An 18,495-nucleotide genomic window follows, 5' to 3' on the forward strand; every position below is an offset into this window, starting at 1 on the left:
ATGACTTGGTTGCCGCCACGAAAGCCCCCAAAGCTGTCGCAAAGGCATCAAAAGGCAGGAGGACATCAGGGTGACAAGGCGGAGCTACCAACGTCTGGGTGTGGATGCGCGGCGCAGCGCACTCCTCGAGGCAACGCTGGATTGTCTGGCCGAAGACGGCATGGGCGGGGCCAGCGTGCGCAAAATCGCGGATCGCGCGGGCGTTTCGGCGGGACTGATCCGGCACTACTATGCGTCCAAGGACGAAATGGTCCATGAAGCCTACGCCTACCTGATGGACAATCTGACGGGGGCCGCGGCGGGCTCCGCCCATGCGGCGTCCGAAGGGCCAGCGCAGGCGCTCGCGCATTTCATCGCGGCCAATGTCACGCAACCGAACCTTTCCGCGCGCAAGGTTTCGCTGTGGGCGACGTTCATCGGGCGCGTTCGTTCCAGTCAGCGCTACGCCGATATCCACCGCGAAAGCTACCGGGAGTTCCTCGACCTGCTTGAGGAACTGATCCACCCCGTCCTGGTGCAGCATGGTCTGCCTGCCGATCCAGCGGCCTGCCACGGCTACGCCATTGCCCTCAACGGGCTGATCGACGGGCTCTGGCTGGAGGGCTCGCTCGGGCACGGGCTTTACGACCCCGCGCGACTGCCGGGCATAGCGCTGGCCGCCGCCGAAGGCATCCTGCGCCTGCCCGACAATACACTGGTGCGCGCCGTCGCGCCCTGAAGACAAGGAAAATACATGCAATACGCTTCAATTACCCGCAGGCTCAGGGATCTGGGCGGCGACAAATGGGCCGTTCACAACGCCGCTCGCGACCGCAATGCGCAAGGCGAGGCGATCATCATGCTGACCATCGGCGAGCCGGACATTCCGACCGACCCCGATCTGGTCGAGATCTGCGCCCGGTCGATGCGCCAGGGCCGGACCCGCTATTCCAACGGCCGCGGCGAAACCGGGCTGGTGCAGGCGCTGGAGGCCACCTATGCTCCGCGGCTGCCCGGTATCGGCTCCGAGAACATTCTGTGCTTTCCCGGCACCCAGACGGCGCTTTTCGCCGTGATGCTGGCGCTGGTCGAAGAGGGCGACGGCGTGCTGATCGGCGATCCTTACTACGCCACCTATGACGGCGTGGTCGAGGCGACCGGGGCCAAGGTGCAGCCCTTCCCTTTGAAGATGGAGCATGGTTTTGTGCCGCAGCCCGGCGACCTCAGGGATGCGATCACGCCGCAAAGCCGCGTGCTGCTCTTGAACACGCCGCACAATCCGAGCGGCTCGGTCATCGATCGCGACACCATGAAGGCCATCGGCGATATCGCGGTCGCGCATGACCTCTGGATCGTCTGCGATGAAGTGTATGAATCCCTGATCTTCACGGGCGAATTCTGCTCTCCGCTGGAATTCGCGGCGCTGCGCGAGCGGACCATCGTTGTCTCGTCGATCTCGAAAAGCCACGCCGCCACGGGCTTTCGCAGCGGCTGGGCCGTGGGACCGGTTGAGGCGATGCGTCTTGTGCTGCCGATCTCCGAAACCATGCTGTTCGGCAATCAGCCCTTCATTGCAGACATGACCGAAGCGGCGCTGACGGGGGATTACGATACCGCCGCGCGCCAGCGCGAGGCGCTCTCCCGTCGTGCACGCGCCTGTCAGGCAGCCTTCGACGCCGCCGAAGGGCTGTCGTCATTCGCCCCGCAGGGCGGCATGTTCATGATGGTCGACGTCTCCGAAACCGGCCTTGGCGGCGAAGCCTTCGCCTGGCGGCTACTGGAAGAGGAAGCCGTGGCGGTGATGCCCGGCGAAAGCTTCGGCACCGAAGCCGGGCATCTCATCCGTCTCGGCCTGACACTGCCGGATGAAGAGCTGGCCGAGGCCGTGCGGCGCATCGCGGCGCTGGCGACCCGGCTCTGCGCCGCGCGGGCCAAGGCCGCAACGGCCTGAATCAAGAAGGGCCGGCGCTTGACGCGCCGGCCCTCTTCAAACGTCTGGCCGAGCCTTGCTCAGTCCCGATAGTCCGGGGCGATCCGCTCCAGCAGGCGCAGATGCGCGGCCCATTCGAGGGCGACGTCGTCTTCCTCGCCCATCGAGCTTTCATACTGTTTCGCCACATGGCCGGCGATATCGGCGGGCACCGCGCGCAGTTTCTGCCCCATGGAGAGCGTGGCGACCTGGATCTCGCAAGCCCGCTCCATATAGAACATCGTGTTGAACATCGAGGCGGCCGTGGGGCCGGTTGCCACAAGACCATGGTTGCGCAGCACCAGAACGGGATTGCTGCCGAGGCTTTTCACCAGACGGTCGCGTTCGCCGAGATCCAACGAAATGCCCTCGTAATCATGATAGGAAATCCGGTTGTGGAACTGCAATGCGATCTGGTTGAGCGGCAGCAGCCCCTCCTCCAGCGTCGACACCGCCACGCCCGCGCGGGTGTGGGTGTGCATGATCCAGGCGGCATCGTGGCTGGCGCGGTGAATGGCCGAGTGGATGGTGAAACCCGCCGGGTTCACCGGGTAAGGACTGTCCCCGACCTTGTTGCCGTCCACATCGATCTTCACCAGCGACGTGGCGGTGATCTCTTCCCAGCAGAAGCCATAGGGATTGATCAGGAAATGGCCTTCCTCGCCCGGAACGCGGGCGGTGATATGGGTATAGATCAGATCGGTGAAGCGGTAGTGCCAGGCCAGCCTGTAGCAGGCCGCAAGGTCGCAGCGGGCCTGCCACTCGGCCTCGCTCATGCCCGCGGGGGCGGGGCGGGTCACTTTACTCATTACGCTCTCCTTCATCGGGTCAGTAGCCGCGCGCGCGTTCAACGCCGAGGCTGAGGGGAATGCCGTCGCGCAGTTCGCGAGCAGTTGCCACGATCTGCTTGCCCACGACCTCGGGCATCGAATCGCTGGCGATATGGGGCGTGATCCGCAGGCGCGAATCCCGCCAGAACGGGTGATCCTGAGGCAGCGGCTCCTGGCGGAAGACATCGAGCGTGGCCCCGGCAAGCTTGCCGTCATCCAGCGCCCGCATGAGATCGGCCTCGACCAGATGTTCTCCGCGGCCGATCTGGATCAGCCAGCTCCCCGGTGCCATGGCCGCAAACAGTGTTCCGTTCAGCACGTTCTCGGTGGCCGGGGTGAGCGGCAGGGCGTTGATCACGAAATGCGCGCCCGAGGCCGCGGCGATCACGCCATCCGAACCGCTGAAATACCGCACGCCGCCGATCGGCGCTTCAGGCGCGGTGCGGCAAGCAACGCGCAGGCTGAACCCCAGCGTGCGTAACGCTTGCGTAACCGCCGCGCCCATCGTGCCATTGCCCAGCACCGCAACGATCGTATCTTCCGGCGGGCGCATCGGCAGCGGCGCCCAGCGGGCCGCGTCCGCCGAGCGCGCGAGCTCGGAAAAACCGCGCGAGACATGCAGCACCTCATGGGCGGCATAGCCCGCCATCAACGCCGCCTGGTGCGGATCGCGCACCCGCGCAATGGCGACCGCCGGCCGCAAGCCCGGATTATCGAGCAAATCATTGACGCCCGCGCCGATCGACATGGCCAGTTTGAGGTTGGGATAGGCCCTTAAGCTCTCGGCCGTCGGCAGCCAGCAAATGGCGAAGCTGATCCGCTCCGGGTCTGAAACCTGTTCGGGGCGGTGCAGCACCACCTCCTGCCCGGCCGCCGCGACAGCGGCGCCATAAAGACCTTCAAGATCAAGCGTGGGGCTGAGGTACACGCCATGGATTGGCGAAGATCCGGTCATCAGATGTCCTCTTCTGGAGCAAGAATTTACTCCTTATTGCACGTCCGTATAGTATCGTGCAACCGTCGACCCGAGCGGTTTCACCTGACGCTGCCGCCGGATTCTCGCCTCGGATGTTCCCGTCCTTGCTCTCGAAGACCCTGATAGAGTTCATCGGACTCGACCGCACAAACCCGGCCTCTGCCTTTTGCCAATTTAACCGCCAAAACGCTGCTCTTCGATCTCATTGATGCGCACGCCATTCGTTGAATACAAAAGCGTCTTGGTATGCTCGATGCCGCTGGTTGGGGCATCCACCGCATCAGTTCACCTGATTTCTTGGCGGTTCTTCCCCATAATTTTACCCCTTACTTACAGAAAAGAGTGGGAATTGCCGTCCCCCGCGGTCAAATAGGGTCATGCTAGACGAAACAATCGATACTGAACGCATTTATGCGCTGTGGGACCAACTGGCGGATTTCGAGGCGTCGCGCATGCCTGAAGCGCGCGTGCATCTGCTCTCGGTCGTCAGCGACATGATCGACGCGCGCCAGGCCGACTGGATCGGCGCCGTGAGGCTTGCGGACAATATGCATCGCGATCCGCTTTTCGGCTGGCGACCGCGCAGCCTGTCGGCCCTTTATCCAGACGCGGAAACCGCGCGGACCATCCAGGAAGCCTTCGCCCTGATGGAAAAGGGCGAACCCGACATTACCACGATCCGCAATGCCGAGCTTGCCGGCCAGTTCCGGGTGTTCATGCTGGAGGAGCTTGGGACGCCCGAATGGTTTGAAAGCTATTCCTACAAAACCTTCTATCGCGGGCTGGACCGGCTGGACTCGATCTGGGTGGGCATTCCCATCAATGCCGATGCCGAAATCCAGATCGGCTTTCACCGGGCGCTCACGCAGCCGCGTTTTTCGGAGCGCGACCGGCGGATTGTGACGCACGCCCTACGCGGCATCCGTTGGTTTTATCGTCTGCAGATGCTGTCGGAAGGGATCGGGGTTGCATCCGAACCCCTGACGCCGATGGAAGGCAGGGTGCTGCACGACCTGCTGCAGGGACTTTCGGAACGCCAGATCGCCGAAAACAACGGCCAGAGCCCCCACACCGTCCACGATCACGTCAAGCGGATCTACCGCAAATACGGCGTTTCGAGCCGTGCGTCATTGATGGCGCTTTGGCTCGGCCAGCCCATACCCCCCTAAACAGGGGATTCCAAACGCAAGACGGCTGTTCGATAAGCTTTCGCAAAAAAGGGTCTCGTCAATTCCGGCGCGCCGCGCCGCCATCTGGCTGAATGCAAGAGTGGGTCCCTTGTGCAACGATCAGTGTGGGGGGAACCATGCGTCAAACGGCCCTTTCAGAGAATCCCGCTTTCCTGGCGATAACGCGCCTGCAATTGCTGGCACTGCTCGATGATGAAAAGGCTGTAGCGAGCCCTCCGGAGCCGTCGCGCAAAAGCGGCCCTCCCTCGCGCCCGGCTTCCTCCTGGTGGGGGTTTCTCGCCTGTGGCGCGCTCACGACCCTATGTCTTTTCGCGGGTACCGACACCGCGCTGGCGCAAACCGCGGAGCGGATCGAGCAGACGGTTGCCGGTCAGACGACCATTCTCGAGCGGTTCACGCCGCCTCAGCGCATCGGGACTGTCGATATCAAGGTTCAGGATCAGCGCAAGCGCACCCCCGAAAAGGATGCCGCCGCGATCCGCTTCACGCTCAATGCCCTGACAGTCGAGGGTGCTGTGACGTTGCCCGGCACGGCGTTTTCCGATCTCTGGCAAGGCATGACCGGCAAGGTTATCACGCTAGCCGATCTCTATCGCATCGCCGCAGAGATCGACGCCCGCTATCTGAACGCCGGCTATCTCGCCATGACCGTCGTGCCGGTTCAGGACTTTTCCTCCGGCAAGATCACGCTCCGCGTCTATGAAAGCTATGTCGAGACGCTGGAAGTCAACAGCGCCATTCCGGGCATCCGCGAGCGGCTTGCCCCCTATATCGACCGGATCATCGCCATGCGGCCGATCCGGATCAAGGAGGCCGAGCGCATTCTGCTGCTGATGAGCGATCTCGGCGGGCTCGATATCGAAGGCACGCTGATAAGGCCGGAGACACCGCAGGGCGGCGGAACATTGCGCCTCGATATCGGCTTCGACCGCGCCTCGGGCGGCGTCGGGCTCGACAATCTCGGGACCGATGAGGTCGGCCCGCTGGAGCTTTCCGGCAATGTCACCGTCAATGACATGCTGGGGCTTTTCGACACGGCAAGCCTCGTCGGCGTCACGGTTCCCAACACGCCACAGGAAATGATTTTCCTGCAGGCCTCGCAGGATATCCCGATCGGCTTCAACGGCCTTTCGGCCGGATATGATCTTTCCTACATCACCCAGAAGCCGGGCGGCGATCTCAAGGCCGACGACATTCATATCGAGTCCGTGATCGGCACGGCGCGGCTCGACTATCCCTTTATTCGCACCATCGACCAGAGCCTTTTCGGCAGGTTGGAGGTCAATCTGCGCAATGACCGCGTCGATGTGATGGGCGCGCGGGCGGCGCGCGAGCAGACGCGCTGGGCGGCCATGTCGCTGACCTATGACCGGCAGAACGGCGACACCGCCTTCCTCACCACGGCGGAATTCGGCCAGGGGCTGGGGCAGGAAACCGCCCTGCCCGAGGTGCCGGAAGACTATCGCTTCGCGCGACTGAACTTCGACATCGCGCATGCTCTTGGCGCCGACACCGCCATCCGGCTGCGCAGTGCCGGGCAGTACGCCGCAACGCCGCTGCCGGCGGCGGCGCAATTCTCGCTCGGCGGCGATCCCTATGGCTGGGCATTTGACGGCGGCACGTTGTCCGGGGCCAGCGGCGCGGCCGCCGCCCTTGAGCTCAGTCACGATTTCGAAACCGGTTGGTCGGCGCTTCCGGGGCTCACCTGGACGACATTTGCCGATTATGGCGTGGTCTGGAATGAGGCGGCAAGCGCTGACTATGCGCGCGATGCGCTCGGCTCCGTCGGCATGGGCGTGAGCGGCATGCTGGCGGAAAAGATGAGTTTTCAGTTGATTGCGGCCGTGCCGTGGTACAGTCCCGACAATGGCGAGGATGAGGGGCTCAGGGTTTTCTTCCGGCTGGGCCTTCCGCTCTGACGCGGTCCCGTCCGCATCGGCATCTGACAACACGACGTTCCGGCTGCGCCGGTGATTGCAACGAGGAGAGGTTTTCCATGTCACAGTTCAAGGCCTCGCGCCGCCATTTCCTGACCACGGTTTCGCTGGCATCTGCCTCGCTCGCCTTGCTCTCGCTCCCCGCACTTGCCGACATGCTGCCGCCATCGCGCACGTCTGGTGTCCCGGTCCCTCCCGGACAGATCGACGCGGCGGTAGCGGCGCTTGATGGCATTGTCGAAGACATCAAGGCCCGCAGCGGCGTGCCGGGCATTGCCGTCGCCGTGGTGCATGGCGGCGAGACCGTCTATGCCAAGGGGTTCGGCACGCGCGATGCCGAGGGAGACCTGCCCGTTACGCCCGATACGGTGTTTCAGCTTGCCTCGCTCTCCAAATCCGTCGGCGCGACGGCTGTCGCCCGCCAGGTCAGCCGCGGCGTGGTCTCATGGGACAGCCGCATGCAGGACCTGCTGCCGTGGTTTTCGCTCTCCGATCCGGCGGTGAGCGAGAAGCTGACGATCGGCGACCTCTACAGCCACCGCTCCGGCCTGCCGGACCACGCCGGCGACGAACTCGAGGACCTCGGCTTTGACCGCCAGACCATTCTCGAAAGGCTGCGGCTCCAGCCGCTCTCGCCCTTCCGCACCAGTTACGCTTATACGAATTTCGGCCTGACGGCGGCGGCCGAGGCTGTTGCGGAGGCATCGGGCATGGCGTGGAGCGAGCTTACGGAAGAAGCGCTATTTCAGCCGCTCGGCATGACCGAGACCAGCGCGCGTTTCGACGATTTCATGGCGCGGGAGAACCGGGCGACGCCGCATGCCAGAACCGAAGATGGTTTTGCGGCGCTCCATCAGCGCAAGCCCGATGCCCAGTCACCGGCGGGTGGCGTCAGCTCGACGGCCAATGACATGACAAAATGGATGACAATGGTGCTCGCCGGCGGCGGCGACCTCATCCGGCCGGAAGCGCTGCAGCCGGCGATCAGCCCGCAGAGTTTCTCCAGCAGGCCGCACAGCCCGGATGAGCGCGCGGGCTTTTATGGTTATGGCTTCGGCGTCGGCACAGATCCGAGCGGCCGGGTAATCCTCAGCCATTCCGGCGCCTTCATCCTGGGGGCCGCGACCTATTTCGCGCTGATCCCTTCGCTCGATGTCGGCATCGTGGTGCTCTCCAACGCCGCCCCGGTGGGCGCGGTCGAGGCGATCGGCGCGAGCTTTGCCGACATGGTGCAGACCGGCAGCGTGACCCGCGACTGGTTCTCGGGTTACGAAGCGCTGTTTGCCGGCCTTTACACACCGCTCGGCGAAACGGCCGGAAAGCCGTTCCCCCAGGCTTCCGCGGCTCCACCCCCCGCAAGCTATCTGATCGGCCGCTACAGCCATCCCTATTTCGGAACTGCCGAGGTAGCCGAGGACGCGACCGGCGACCTCGTCCTGCTTGTCGGGCCCGAGCCAGAGGCGTTTCAATTGATGCCGTGGGACGGCGCGATGATGGTGTTCGACATCGACACCGAAAACGCGCCCGAAGGCTCCCGCTCCGCCGCCACGTTCTCGGGCGGCCCGGACAAGGCCGAAACGCTGGAGATCGAACTGTTCGTCATGGACGGCCCTGCACTGTTCGAACGGATATAGAGCTGCTCACGACCGATTACTCTCAGACGCAGTGTCGGTCGGCGCTATAACATACCTGCCCGTTCCCAATACTAGGCGGCTCTATCAGAGGCAGAGAAATGTCCCGTAAGTGGCACGGTTCCGCGAAGGCGAACTTTGATTTCTGATCGATGGCGATCAAGAGACAGAGCTCGCCTTCGGCGGTTTCCGGCTCGGCAATCCCTCCCCGAACAGAGCGACTGGCCCCGCACAAACACTCACACACACGATAGTGAATATTGACGACGACGCCAATGTCATGCATGGATACGCGCGTACAGGCTGATGCATCGGGAGGAGCGGCAACTGGACAAGGGCGTGGCAGGAACCCGCCAGCGGGAAACGCTGGCCTATTGCCCGGACGGCATCCTGCGCGGATCGCTGGACGGGGATTTGCGCGTCTTCAAGGGCGTTTCCTATGCTCGCCCGCCCGCCGGTCCCGCGCGCTGGAAACCGCCCGTCGCGTTCGGCCCTTGGGACGGCGTCAGGGATGCGCTTGAATTCGGCCCCTCCTGTGTTCAGCCCGGCCGCCGCAAGGACAGCCTCTACGCGGGCGACATGATGCCTGTCGGTGAAGATAGCCTCAACCTCAATATCTGGGCGCCCGCCAGCGCGCAAGACGCCCCTGTCTTCGTCTGGATCCATGGCGGCTCCCTGATTTGGGGCGGAAGCTCCGAGCCCCATTACGACGGCTCCCGCCTGGCAGAGCGCGGGCTCGTGGCCGTCTCGATCAATTATCGCCTCGGCCTATTCGGATTTCTCGCCCATCCCGCGCTCAGCGCGGAAAGCACCGAACGGGTCTCCGGCAATTACGGCCTGCTTGATCAGATCGAAGCGCTTCGCTGGATCCGGAGAAACATCGCGGCCTTTGGCGGAGACCCCGACAATGTCACGATCGCCGGCGAGTCCGCCGGGGCATTGAGCGTGCTCGCCCTGATGTGCGCGCCCTTGGCCCGGGGGATGTTCTCGAAGGCGATTGCCCAAAGCGGCTACGCCATTTCCTTTCCTTCCCTTTCCCAGTCCCGTTTTGGCGAGCGGGCCGCCGAGGAAATCGGCGAGAGCCTGATTCGTTCGCTCGGTGTAGCCGACATCGCCGCGCTGCGTGACATGGACGCCCTGGAACTGGCCGCCGCGGCGCTGGATGCAGGCTACGCACCCACCTTCACCGTCGATGGCCACGTGTTGCCGCGCCAGATCGTCGTGACCTTCGACCGCGGCGAACAGGCCAATGTTCCGTTGCTTGCGGGCTTCAATACCGGCGAGATCCGCAGCCTTCGGTTCCTGGCGCCGCAACCGCCAGGCGACGCCGCAACCTATGCGGCCGTGATCCGGGAGCGCTACGGCAATCTCGCCGACGAATTCCTGGCGCTTTATCCGCACGACGCGACCGAGGAATACCTGCTCGAGGCCGTGCGCGACGCCATGTATGGCTGGACGGCCGATCGTGCGGTCGCCCACCAGACCGCACTCGGTCCGCCCGCCTATCTCTATCTCTTCGATCACGCCTATCCGGCGGCAGTGGAAGCGGGGCTCCAGGCCTTCCATGCGGCAGAAATTCCCTATGTGTTTGGGACGTTGGGCAGCGCCCCGCCGCCCTGGCCCAGGATCGACGACAACACGCGCGAGCGCGCCATGTCCGACGCGATGGCCGGCTATTGGGAGAGCTTCGCCCGAACGGGCAGGCCCGAGGCGTTGGGACAGCCGGAATGGCGCCCTTATAGCCATGACAGGGCCTGTATGCGCTTCGCCGAAACCCCGCACCTTGAAACAGACCTGATGCGGCGAGCCTTCGCGTTTCACGAAGAGGTGGTCCGCCGGCGCCGCGCCGCCGGCGATACGCCCTGGAACTGGAATGTCGGCGTCGCTTCGCCGCCGAGCCTGTTTGAAGTCAACAATTGAGGCGCGGCTGGCGGACGGCGCGACTGAAACCGGTAAAGCAAGTGAAAAAGCAAGACATCCAGAATGCAGTTCCACGGAATGCGAGCCGACCCGGCGCCGGCGAGGCGTTGGCGGACGGCGCGATGCAATATTACGGCCTGACTCTGGACAAATTCCTGCGCCACGCCGCCAAGTGGCATCCGCAGGCGGAAGTCATCACCGCCCGCCCCGATGGAACTCGCTACCGCGTGGGCTATGCGGAACTCTACGACCGCTCCCGGCGCATCTCCGCCCAGCTTGCCGCGCTCGGCGTCGGCGTCTCTTCCCGCGTCGCCACGCTTGCCTGGAACACCCAGGCGCACATCGAGGCGTGGTTCGGGATCATGGGCATCGGCGCCGCCTGTCACACGCTCAATCCCCGGGTGACGGCGGAGCAAAGCGGCGTCATGCTGCGCCAATCCGGCGCCGAAATCCTCATCGTCTGCGCCGATTTGATCCCTCTGGCTGAAGAGATCGTCGCCCATGCCGGCACGGTTTCACACATCTTGGTGATCGACGGACCTGAAGACGCCTGGACGGAGAAACGCACCGGGCTGACCGTGGAAGCGCTCGACCCGTTCGCCATTGAACGCGAGCCCGTCCCCTGGGGTGCGTTCGACGAGAACACCGCCTCAGGCCTCTGCTTCACGTCGGGCACCACTGGCGCACCGAAAGGCGTCACCTACACCCATCGCTCCAGCTATCTCCATACCCTGCGCATGCTGCAATCCGATGTGATGGGCCTCACCGGCAGGGATACGGCCCTTGCTGTCGTGCCCATGTTTCATGCCAATGCCTGGGGCCTTCCGTTCGTGACGCCGGCCGTCGGCGCGAATCTGGTCTTGCCCGGCCGAAAGGCGGATGGCGCCAGCCTCGCGCGCCTCATCGCCGCCGAAGACGTGACTGTCGCCGTCGGTGTGCCAACCGTATGGCTCGGCCTGGTCGAGCACATGGAGGCGGCCGGCGGCGAGCTTCCAAGCCTTGAGCGCATTATCGTCGGCGGCGCTCCTATGCCGCCGGCCCTCATGCAGCGCCTCGAAAACCGTCTCGGCATCACAGTCCAGACCAGTTGGGGCATGACCGAGCTTTCGCCCGACGGCACGATGGCCATTCCCGGCGATCCGCGGCGCAGGCCCGCTTCGGCCGGCAGGCCGGCAATCGGCGTCGATCTGCTCCTGAAGGACGCGGATGGCAAAGCATTGCCCGAGCAGCGCGACGTCGAAGGCCAACTCCATGTTCGCGGCGCCTCCGTGCTCGAACGCTATCTCGGCTTTGAAACCAGCGCCACCGATGCAGACGGTTGGTTCGGCACCGGCGATCTTGCGCGGATCGACCAGGACGGCAACCTGTTCATAACCGGCCGCGCCAAGGATCTGATCAAGTCCGGCGGCGAGTGGATCAATCCGGCTGAAATCGAGGCGGTCGTCGCGGCGATCCCGGAAGTCTCCCACTGTGCGGTGGTCGGCAAGCCCGACCTGAAATGGGGGGAGCGTCCTGTGCTGATCGTCGAAATGCGCAAGAATACGACGCTCACCGATGCCGAACTTACCGCGGCGCTCAGAGACAAGGTTGCTTCCTGGTGGATTCCCGATGCAATTATCCGTATCGACAGCATGCCCATGGCATCGACCGGCAAGATCGATAAGATGCGGCTCCGGGCGGAGTATGGCCAATGATGTCAGCTTCGCCATTGCAGGCCATTGAGAAAGGTAGCGGATTGTCCTCAGAAAAGAAACCGCGGCGCAAGAGCGCGAAGAAAGCCGAGCGCCGCGCTGATATGATCGAGCAGATTCTCGATACCGCCGAATTTCTGTTCTCCCGGCACGGCCTCTACGGTGTGACTTTGAAGGACGTGGCCACCAAGATCGGCGTACACCACACCCTCATCAACTACTATTTCGATGACAAGAAGAAGCTGTTCGACGCCGTCTTTGCCCGCCGCGCCGTCGTTACCAGCGAGCGCCGGATGCGCATGCTCGACGAATACGAGCGGGCGAGCAACGGCAAACCCACCGTGGAGGGCGCACTCAGAGCTTTTCTCGACACTGACCTCGATCTCTACATAGAGGGCGGCGAAGGTTGGAAGAACTATGCGGCGCTTGGCGCTCAGATCGCCAACACGCCTGAATGGGGTGCCGAGATGATGGACGAATATTTCGATCCGGTGGTCTTGCGCCTCATCTCGATCCTCAAGAAGGCATTGCCCGGCTGCGCCGAGCAGGACATCTTCTGGGGCTACCATTTCGTGACCGGCGCACTGATGCTGACGCTTGCCCGCACCGGCCGCATTGACAAGCTTTCCGGCGGACTTTGCAGGTCCGATGATTTCGTCGCCGTCAAGGAACGGATGGCGACCTTCATGACCGCCGGTTTTCTGGCGATCTGCCACAGCCGGGAGTCTGCTTCGCAGGGATGAAGAGGTCGCGAGACCTGTTGAATTCCGGGCATCGCAATGGTTTTGAGCGATACTCGGAAAGCGAGAAAATCCTTGCTTTTTGTACATTAATTCTCTAGTGAGTGAATAAATTACCGATATGAGGAAGTTGGATAGGGGGCCTTCCTCGGTGGCGATGTATCGGCTCCGGTAGCAGTGATCCAAAACCGGGCGAAAATCGCCGTGACGAGACCGTTCCGAGCCACGGTTTTGTCCAGTTCGAGCGGGGATTGGCGCGCGCTATAGCAATTCCAGGTGAAGTGGACACCGGTTCACCGTCCGGAATTGCGTAAAGACAATGAGATAGAGCGTTTCCGTGAAATGCGGAAAGGCTCTAAGGCCCCGGCGCCCGCAAGATCGAGGCCTGATTTCCTGGCCAGTGTCACCGCGCCGGCCAGACGATATTTCAAACGGTTGGAGGAGAGCCGTTTGGATATGAGGGAGGCGGATGATCCGCCTTCGCACTCTGGGAGGAGAGCAATGCAGAAAATTTTTGCCGGAACAGCGCTCGCGCTGTCCGTCCTCGGGCTGTCCGCGTTTGGCGCGGCCGCTGAGGACACCTTGAAGATCGGCTATGTCGATCCTCTTTCAGGCGGCGGCGCCGCCGCCGGCCAGATCGGCCTCAACCAGCTCAACTTCATAGCCGACGAAATGAACGCCAATGGCGGCGTGCTCGGCATGCAGGTCGAGATCATTCCCTACGACAACAAGCTCGACCCGCAGGTCAGCCTGGTGCAGGTGCAGAAGGCCATCGACCAGGGCGTTCGCATCATCGTGCAGGGCAACGGCTCGTCGGTCGCCGCGGCGGTTGAAGACTTCGTCACCAAATTCAATTCGCGCAACCCGGGCAAGGAGGTGGTGCATATCAACCATGCCGCCATCGATCCGTCGCTCACCAATGACAACTGCAGCTACTGGCACTTCGCCTTCGACGCCAACGTCAACATCAAGGTCGAAGCGATGACCAGCTTCATGAAGGCCAATGAAGCCATCAAGAAGGTCTACCTGATCGATCAGGACTATTCCTTCGGTCACTCCGTGGCCGATGCGGCTGTCAGCAAGCTTTCTGCCGAGGGCTCGACGATCGAAGTCGTCGGCAATGAATTCGTACCGCTGCAGAAGGTGACCGACTTCTCGCCCTACATTGCCAAGATCAGGGCTTCCGGCGCGGATTCGGTGATGACCGCCAATTGGGGCAACGATCTGCAACTGATGATCAAGGCCGCCGGCGACGCCGGTCTGTCGGTCGACTGGTACACCTTCTACGCCGGCCTTGCCGGCACGCCCACCGCGATCAAGCAGGCGGGCCTTGAGGACAAGGTCTTCCAGATCACCGAGGGCGTGAACAACATCGACTACCAGCCGATGCAGGACAAGGTGAGGGAATACCAGGCCAAGTATCCCGACGCACCGATCTACTACCCCCGCCTGTTCAACGCGATGGGTATGATCTTCGAGGCCGTGGAAGAAGCCGGCTCCGACGATCCGGTCCAGTTCATCCCGAAGCTCGAAGGCATGTACTACGTCGACTTTATCGACGGCAAGGAAGGTTTCATGCGCAAGGACGACCACCAATACTTCCAGACGATGTACATCTCCGGTCTTGGCGCGCTCGGTCCCAAGCAGCCCTTCGACGAGGAAGGAACCGGCTGGGGCTGGAAGGTGGCGGCGACCGTGCCGGTGGAAGACACCATCGTGTCGACCACCTGCCAGATGGAACGCCCCTGACCGCGCCGCATCGCCATGTCGACGCCGGGTTGCCTCCGGCGTCGATATCGCATGGTGCTCGCCGCGCGCAGGCCAGCCTGTGACCGAAGGAACCGCATATGCTCGAGATCATTATCATTTCGACTCTCAACGGCATTCTGTTCGGAATGTTGCTTTTTCTGATGGCAAGCGGCCTGACCGTCATCTTCTCGATGATGGGGGTGCTCAATTTTGCCCATGCCAGTTTCTATATGCTCGGGGCCTTTTTCGGCTTTGAAATCAGCCGTCATGTCGGCTTCTGGCCGGGACTGGTCGTGGCGCCCGTGCTGGTCGGCTCGATCGGCATGCTGGTAGAACGCTATGGCTTGCGAACGGTGCACAAGCACGGCCATGTTGCCGAATTGCTTTTCACCTTCGGCCTGACCTTCATCATCGAGGAACTGGTGCAGATGGTCTGGGGCAAGCTGGCGGTCGACTACCGCGTGCCCAAGATTCTCGATTTCCCCGCCTTCACGATCTTCTCGACCGAGTATCCCGCCTTCAAGGTTTTCGAACTCGCAACATCGATCTCGATCTTCCTGGTCCTGCTGCTCGTCATTAAGCGCACGCGGGTCGGCCTGATCGTCCAGGCCGCGCTCAGCCACCCGGAAATGGTCGGGATGCTCGGGCACAACGTCAACCGTGTCTTCATGCTGGTGTTCGGCGTCGGCGCTGGCCTTGCCGCCATTGCCGGCGTGATCGCCGGTCCGGCCTTCGTCACCCAGGCGAATATGGCGCAGTCCCTCGGACCGATCCTGTTCGTCATCGTCGTCGTGGGCGGCCTCGGCTCGCTGTCCGGCGCCTTCGTCGCCTCGTTGCTGATCGGACTGTTGCAGACCTTTGCCGTCGCTTCGAACACCTCTCTCGCCGGACTTTTTGGCGAACTTGCCGGCACGGGCGCGCTCAATGCCTACCTCGCCGACATCTGGAATGTAACCGTGGCTCAACTCTCGGCCGTAACGCCTTACCTGCTTTTGGTGCTGGTGCTGATCTTCCGCCCGCGCGGTCTTATGGGAACCAGGGAAGCATGAACGAACCGATGAAAAATACCCCGTCCGCCGGACCGGCATCCGGACGACGCACCGCCTATGGCGTCTGGATCATCGCGGCGCTGGTGCTGGCACTCTTGCCGCAGATCTTCAGCTCGGGCCTTGCCATCTCGACAATGTGCCTGATGGAAATCATGATCATCTTCGCCCTGTCTTACAACATGCTGCTCGGCCAGACGGGATTGCTGTCTTTCGGTCACGCCGTGTTCTTCGGCCTCGGCGGCTTCCTGACCGCCCACGCAATGAACGCCGCGCGGGCCGCCGATGCGCCGTTGCCGCTGGAGGTCTTTCCGTTGGTCGGCGGCTTGACCGGGCTTGTGTTCGGCGCGATTTTCGGTGCGGTGGCAACACGGCGCGCGGGCACCGCATTCGCAATGATCACGCTCGGCATCGCGGAACTCGTTTCGTCGAGCGCCCTCATCCTTCGTCATGCCTTCGGCGGAGAGGAAGGCATCTCGTTCGACCGCACCCGCGTTCTTCACCTGTTCGGCGTCACCTTCGGCCCGCAGCAACAGGTGTATTACCTCATCGCCGGATGGTGCTTCGTCTCCATGGTGGCCATGTACGCGATCACCCGCACGCCCTTCGGACGCATGTGCAACGCCGTTCGCGACAACCCGATCCGCGTCGCCTTCATCGGCTACAACACAACCATGATCCGCTTCATGTCCTTCGCGATCGCCGGACTGTTCGCCGGCATCGCCGGCGGGCTTCTCGCTCTCAACTTCGAGATCGTGACCTCGTCGGCCATGGGCGCCGCGCAATCGGGCGCCGTCATCCTGATGACCTTCATCGGCGGCATCGGCAATTTTGCCGGACCGATCATCGGCGCGGTGCTGGTCACCTATCTCCAGGTCATGCTGAGCGACATCACCGGCGTCTGGCAACTTTATTTCGGCCTGTTCTTCATTGGCATGGTGCTGTTCGTGCCCGATGGAATCGCGGGGCTCATCGTCCGGCAACAACCAATCTGGCAAAGCCGCCAACTGCACAAGGTCGCACCGTATTACATTTTGGCGGCCATCCCCGGGCTGATCGCCATTGCCGGTCTCAGCCTCATTATCGAAATGGCCTACCAACTGACAGTCAATGCTGCCTATGGACCCGAGATGACCTTCGCCTATGTCCCGCTCAGCGCCAAGTCGCCGCTGCCCTGGCTTGCGGCCGTCGTTCTTCTGGTCGGCGGCGGCTGGGCTTTCAAGCGTGCGGGCCGGATGGCGCTTGACGCCTATGGCGAGGCGCTTGCATCGGCGCGCGAACCGAAGGTGCAAGCATGACAGCGACCATCGTTTCACCCGCGCTCGAACTCATCGATCTTCACAAGAGTTTCGGCGCGATCCGCATCATCCGGGGTGTCCATCTTGCGATCCCGAAGGGCGAACGACATGCCGTCATCGGCCCAAACGGCGCCGGCAAATCCACCCTCTTCCATCTGATCAGCGGTCATTACCATCCGAGCGCCGGCGCGATCCGGCTGAATAGCGAGGACATTGGCGGCATGCCGCCACAACGGATCAACCGTAAGGGCCTGTCCCGCAGCTTCCAGGTCACCAATGTGTTCCCGCGCCTCAGCGTCTGGGAAAACATCCGCTGCGCCATCCTCTGGACGATGGGATATCGCTATTCCTTCTGGCGCGGCGTCGAGAACCTGGCCGATGTGAGGGCGCGCACCGAGGAAATCCTGCTCCAGGTCAACCTGCTGGAACGCTGGAACATCCCGGCCGGCACGCTTGCCTATGCCGAGCAGCGCGCACTGGAAATCGGGCTGGCGATAGCCTGCGACCCGGATGTCCTGCTTCTGGACGAACCCATGGCAGGCATGAGCCATGCCGAGACCCAACGCATGGTCGAACTGATCCGCACGGTCAGCGCGGGAAAGACGCTTTTGATGATCGAACATGACATGGGGGTCGTCTTCGACCTCGCCGATCGCATTACCGTTCTGGTTTACGGCGAGGTCATCGCCTCCGACACGCCGGAAAACATCCGCGCCAACGTCGCCGTCCGGCAAGCCTATCTCGGCACGGAGGCTGCCTGATGCTGACGGTCCGGGACCTCCATGCCTATTACGGCAAGAGCCATATCCTTCAGGGCGTCGATCTCGATGTCGGAGAAAACGAGATTGTCAGCATTCTCGGACGCAACGGCGTTGGCCGTTCGACGACCTTGAAGGCGATCATGGGCGACCCTTCGCCACAGGGATCGATCACCTTCAAGGGAAAGCCGATCGCCGGCCTGGCGCCCTACGCAATCGCAAATGCCGGGATAGGCTACGTGCCGGAAGAACGAGCGATTTTCCCGACCTTGACGGTCGAGCAGAACCTCATGCTCGGCCAAAAGCACGGACAAAAGGGCGGGCGCTGGAGCATCGAGGAAACCTGGCGGCTGTTCCCGCAACTGGAGGAACGCGCGGATGCGCCGGGCGGCGCGCTGTCCGGCGGTGAGCAGCAGATGCTGACCATTTGCCGTACGCTGATGGGCGACCCCGACCTGATCATGATCGACGAGCCGACCGAGGGGCTCGCGCCCCAGATGGTGGAGCGCATCGGCCTGCTGCTCGGCGAAATCGCCAAGCGCGGCATATCGATCCTGCTGGTCGAACAGAAGCTCGCCATCGCGATGCGCATTTCGCACCGCCTCTATGTCATGGGCCATGGCGGCATGGTATTTGAGGGAACCCCGGACGAACTGAACGCCAATGCAGCGGTACGGAAGGAGTGGCTGGAGGTCTGAGCGGCTTTCAGGAGCGAGCCTCAATCAGCTTGCCCGCCAGATTATGATTGTAGCGATGATCAAAGCCGAGGCGAAGTTGGCAG

The 18,495-nt window shown here is 62.8% G+C and carries 15 protein-coding genes; 13 read left to right on the forward strand and 2 right to left on the reverse strand.

The window, feature by feature from the left end; all coding sequences use genetic code 11:
- The first annotated feature begins 70 nt into the window (after window positions 1-70).
- A complete protein-coding gene (locus V6765_RS08165; protein WP_448427624.1) occupies window positions 71-718 on the forward strand; it encodes a TetR family transcriptional regulator C-terminal domain-containing protein in 648 nt (215 codons plus the stop codon).
- A gap of 15 nt (window positions 719-733) precedes the next feature.
- On the forward strand, window positions 734-1,930 hold the full coding sequence (locus V6765_RS08170; protein ID WP_448427625.1) for a pyridoxal phosphate-dependent aminotransferase: 1,197 nt from the start codon (window positions 734-736) through the stop codon (window positions 1,928-1,930).
- A gap of 59 nt (window positions 1,931-1,989) precedes the next feature.
- Here V6765_RS08170 and V6765_RS08175 read toward each other — a convergent pair whose 3' ends face one another.
- Window positions 1,990-2,724 (reverse strand): class II aldolase/adducin family protein, encoded by a 735-nt coding sequence (locus V6765_RS08175; RefSeq protein ID WP_448428760.1) that lies wholly within the window; start codon window positions 2,722-2,724, stop codon window positions 1,990-1,992.
- Between the two features lie 52 nt (window positions 2,725-2,776).
- Complete coding sequence (locus tag V6765_RS08180) at window positions 2,777-3,733, reverse strand: NAD(P)-dependent oxidoreductase (protein WP_448427626.1); 957 nt, start codon at window positions 3,731-3,733, stop codon at window positions 2,777-2,779.
- Between the two features lie 398 nt (window positions 3,734-4,131).
- Between V6765_RS08180 and V6765_RS08185 the strand changes: the two genes are divergently transcribed.
- The 11 genes from V6765_RS08185 (at window position 4,132) to V6765_RS08235 (ending at window position 18,412) form a co-directional block, all read left to right on the forward strand.
- The gene (locus V6765_RS08185; RefSeq protein WP_448427627.1) at window positions 4,132-4,923 is read left to right on the forward strand and encodes a response regulator transcription factor; all 792 of its coding nucleotides are present in this window, start codon (window positions 4,132-4,134) and stop codon (window positions 4,921-4,923) included.
- A 137-nt stretch (window positions 4,924-5,060) separates the two neighbouring features.
- Window positions 5,061-6,863: a ShlB/FhaC/HecB family hemolysin secretion/activation protein gene (locus tag V6765_RS08190; protein ID WP_448427628.1), complete on the forward strand. Its 1,803-nt coding sequence runs from the start codon at window positions 5,061-5,063 to the stop codon at window positions 6,861-6,863.
- Between the two features lie 77 nt (window positions 6,864-6,940).
- A complete protein-coding gene (locus tag V6765_RS08195) occupies window positions 6,941-8,515 on the forward strand; it encodes a serine hydrolase domain-containing protein (RefSeq protein WP_448427629.1) in 1,575 nt (524 codons plus the stop codon).
- Between the two features lie 303 nt (window positions 8,516-8,818).
- Window positions 8,819-10,432, forward strand: a complete 1,614-nt coding sequence (locus V6765_RS08200; RefSeq protein ID WP_448427630.1) for a carboxylesterase/lipase family protein — start codon at window positions 8,819-8,821, stop codon at window positions 10,430-10,432.
- A 41-nt stretch (window positions 10,433-10,473) separates the two neighbouring features.
- Entirely contained in the window at window positions 10,474-12,126 is a 1,653-nt protein-coding gene (locus V6765_RS08205) for an AMP-binding protein (RefSeq protein ID WP_448427631.1), read from the forward strand.
- Window positions 12,127-12,227: 101 nt separating this feature from the next.
- Entirely contained in the window at window positions 12,228-12,866 is a 639-nt protein-coding gene (locus V6765_RS08210) for a TetR/AcrR family transcriptional regulator (protein ID WP_448427632.1), read from the forward strand.
- Between the two features lie 498 nt (window positions 12,867-13,364).
- Window positions 13,365-14,612 carry a branched-chain amino acid ABC transporter substrate-binding protein gene (locus tag V6765_RS08215; protein ID WP_448427633.1) on the forward strand — a complete coding sequence of 416 codons (1,248 nt, stop codon included), beginning with the start codon at window positions 13,365-13,367 and terminating at the stop codon, window positions 14,610-14,612.
- A gap of 98 nt (window positions 14,613-14,710) precedes the next feature.
- Entirely contained in the window at window positions 14,711-15,661 is a 951-nt protein-coding gene (locus V6765_RS08220) for a branched-chain amino acid ABC transporter permease (protein ID WP_448427634.1), read from the forward strand.
- A gap of 8 nt (window positions 15,662-15,669) precedes the next feature.
- Window positions 15,670-16,956 carry a branched-chain amino acid ABC transporter permease gene (locus tag V6765_RS08225; protein ID WP_448427635.1) on the forward strand — a complete coding sequence of 429 codons (1,287 nt, stop codon included), beginning with the start codon at window positions 15,670-15,672 and terminating at the stop codon, window positions 16,954-16,956.
- Window positions 16,953-17,717: an ABC transporter ATP-binding protein gene (locus V6765_RS08230; RefSeq protein ID WP_448427636.1), complete on the forward strand. Its 765-nt coding sequence runs from the start codon at window positions 16,953-16,955 to the stop codon at window positions 17,715-17,717. Before V6765_RS08225 ends, V6765_RS08230 begins: the two co-directional genes overlap by 4 nt.
- On the forward strand, window positions 17,717-18,412 hold the full coding sequence (locus V6765_RS08235) for an ABC transporter ATP-binding protein (RefSeq protein WP_448427637.1): 696 nt from the start codon (window positions 17,717-17,719) through the stop codon (window positions 18,410-18,412). Before V6765_RS08230 ends, V6765_RS08235 begins: the two co-directional genes overlap by 1 nt.
- Window positions 18,413-18,495: the final 83 nt, after the last annotated feature.

Source organism: Martelella sp. FOR1707 (assembly GCF_053484265.1).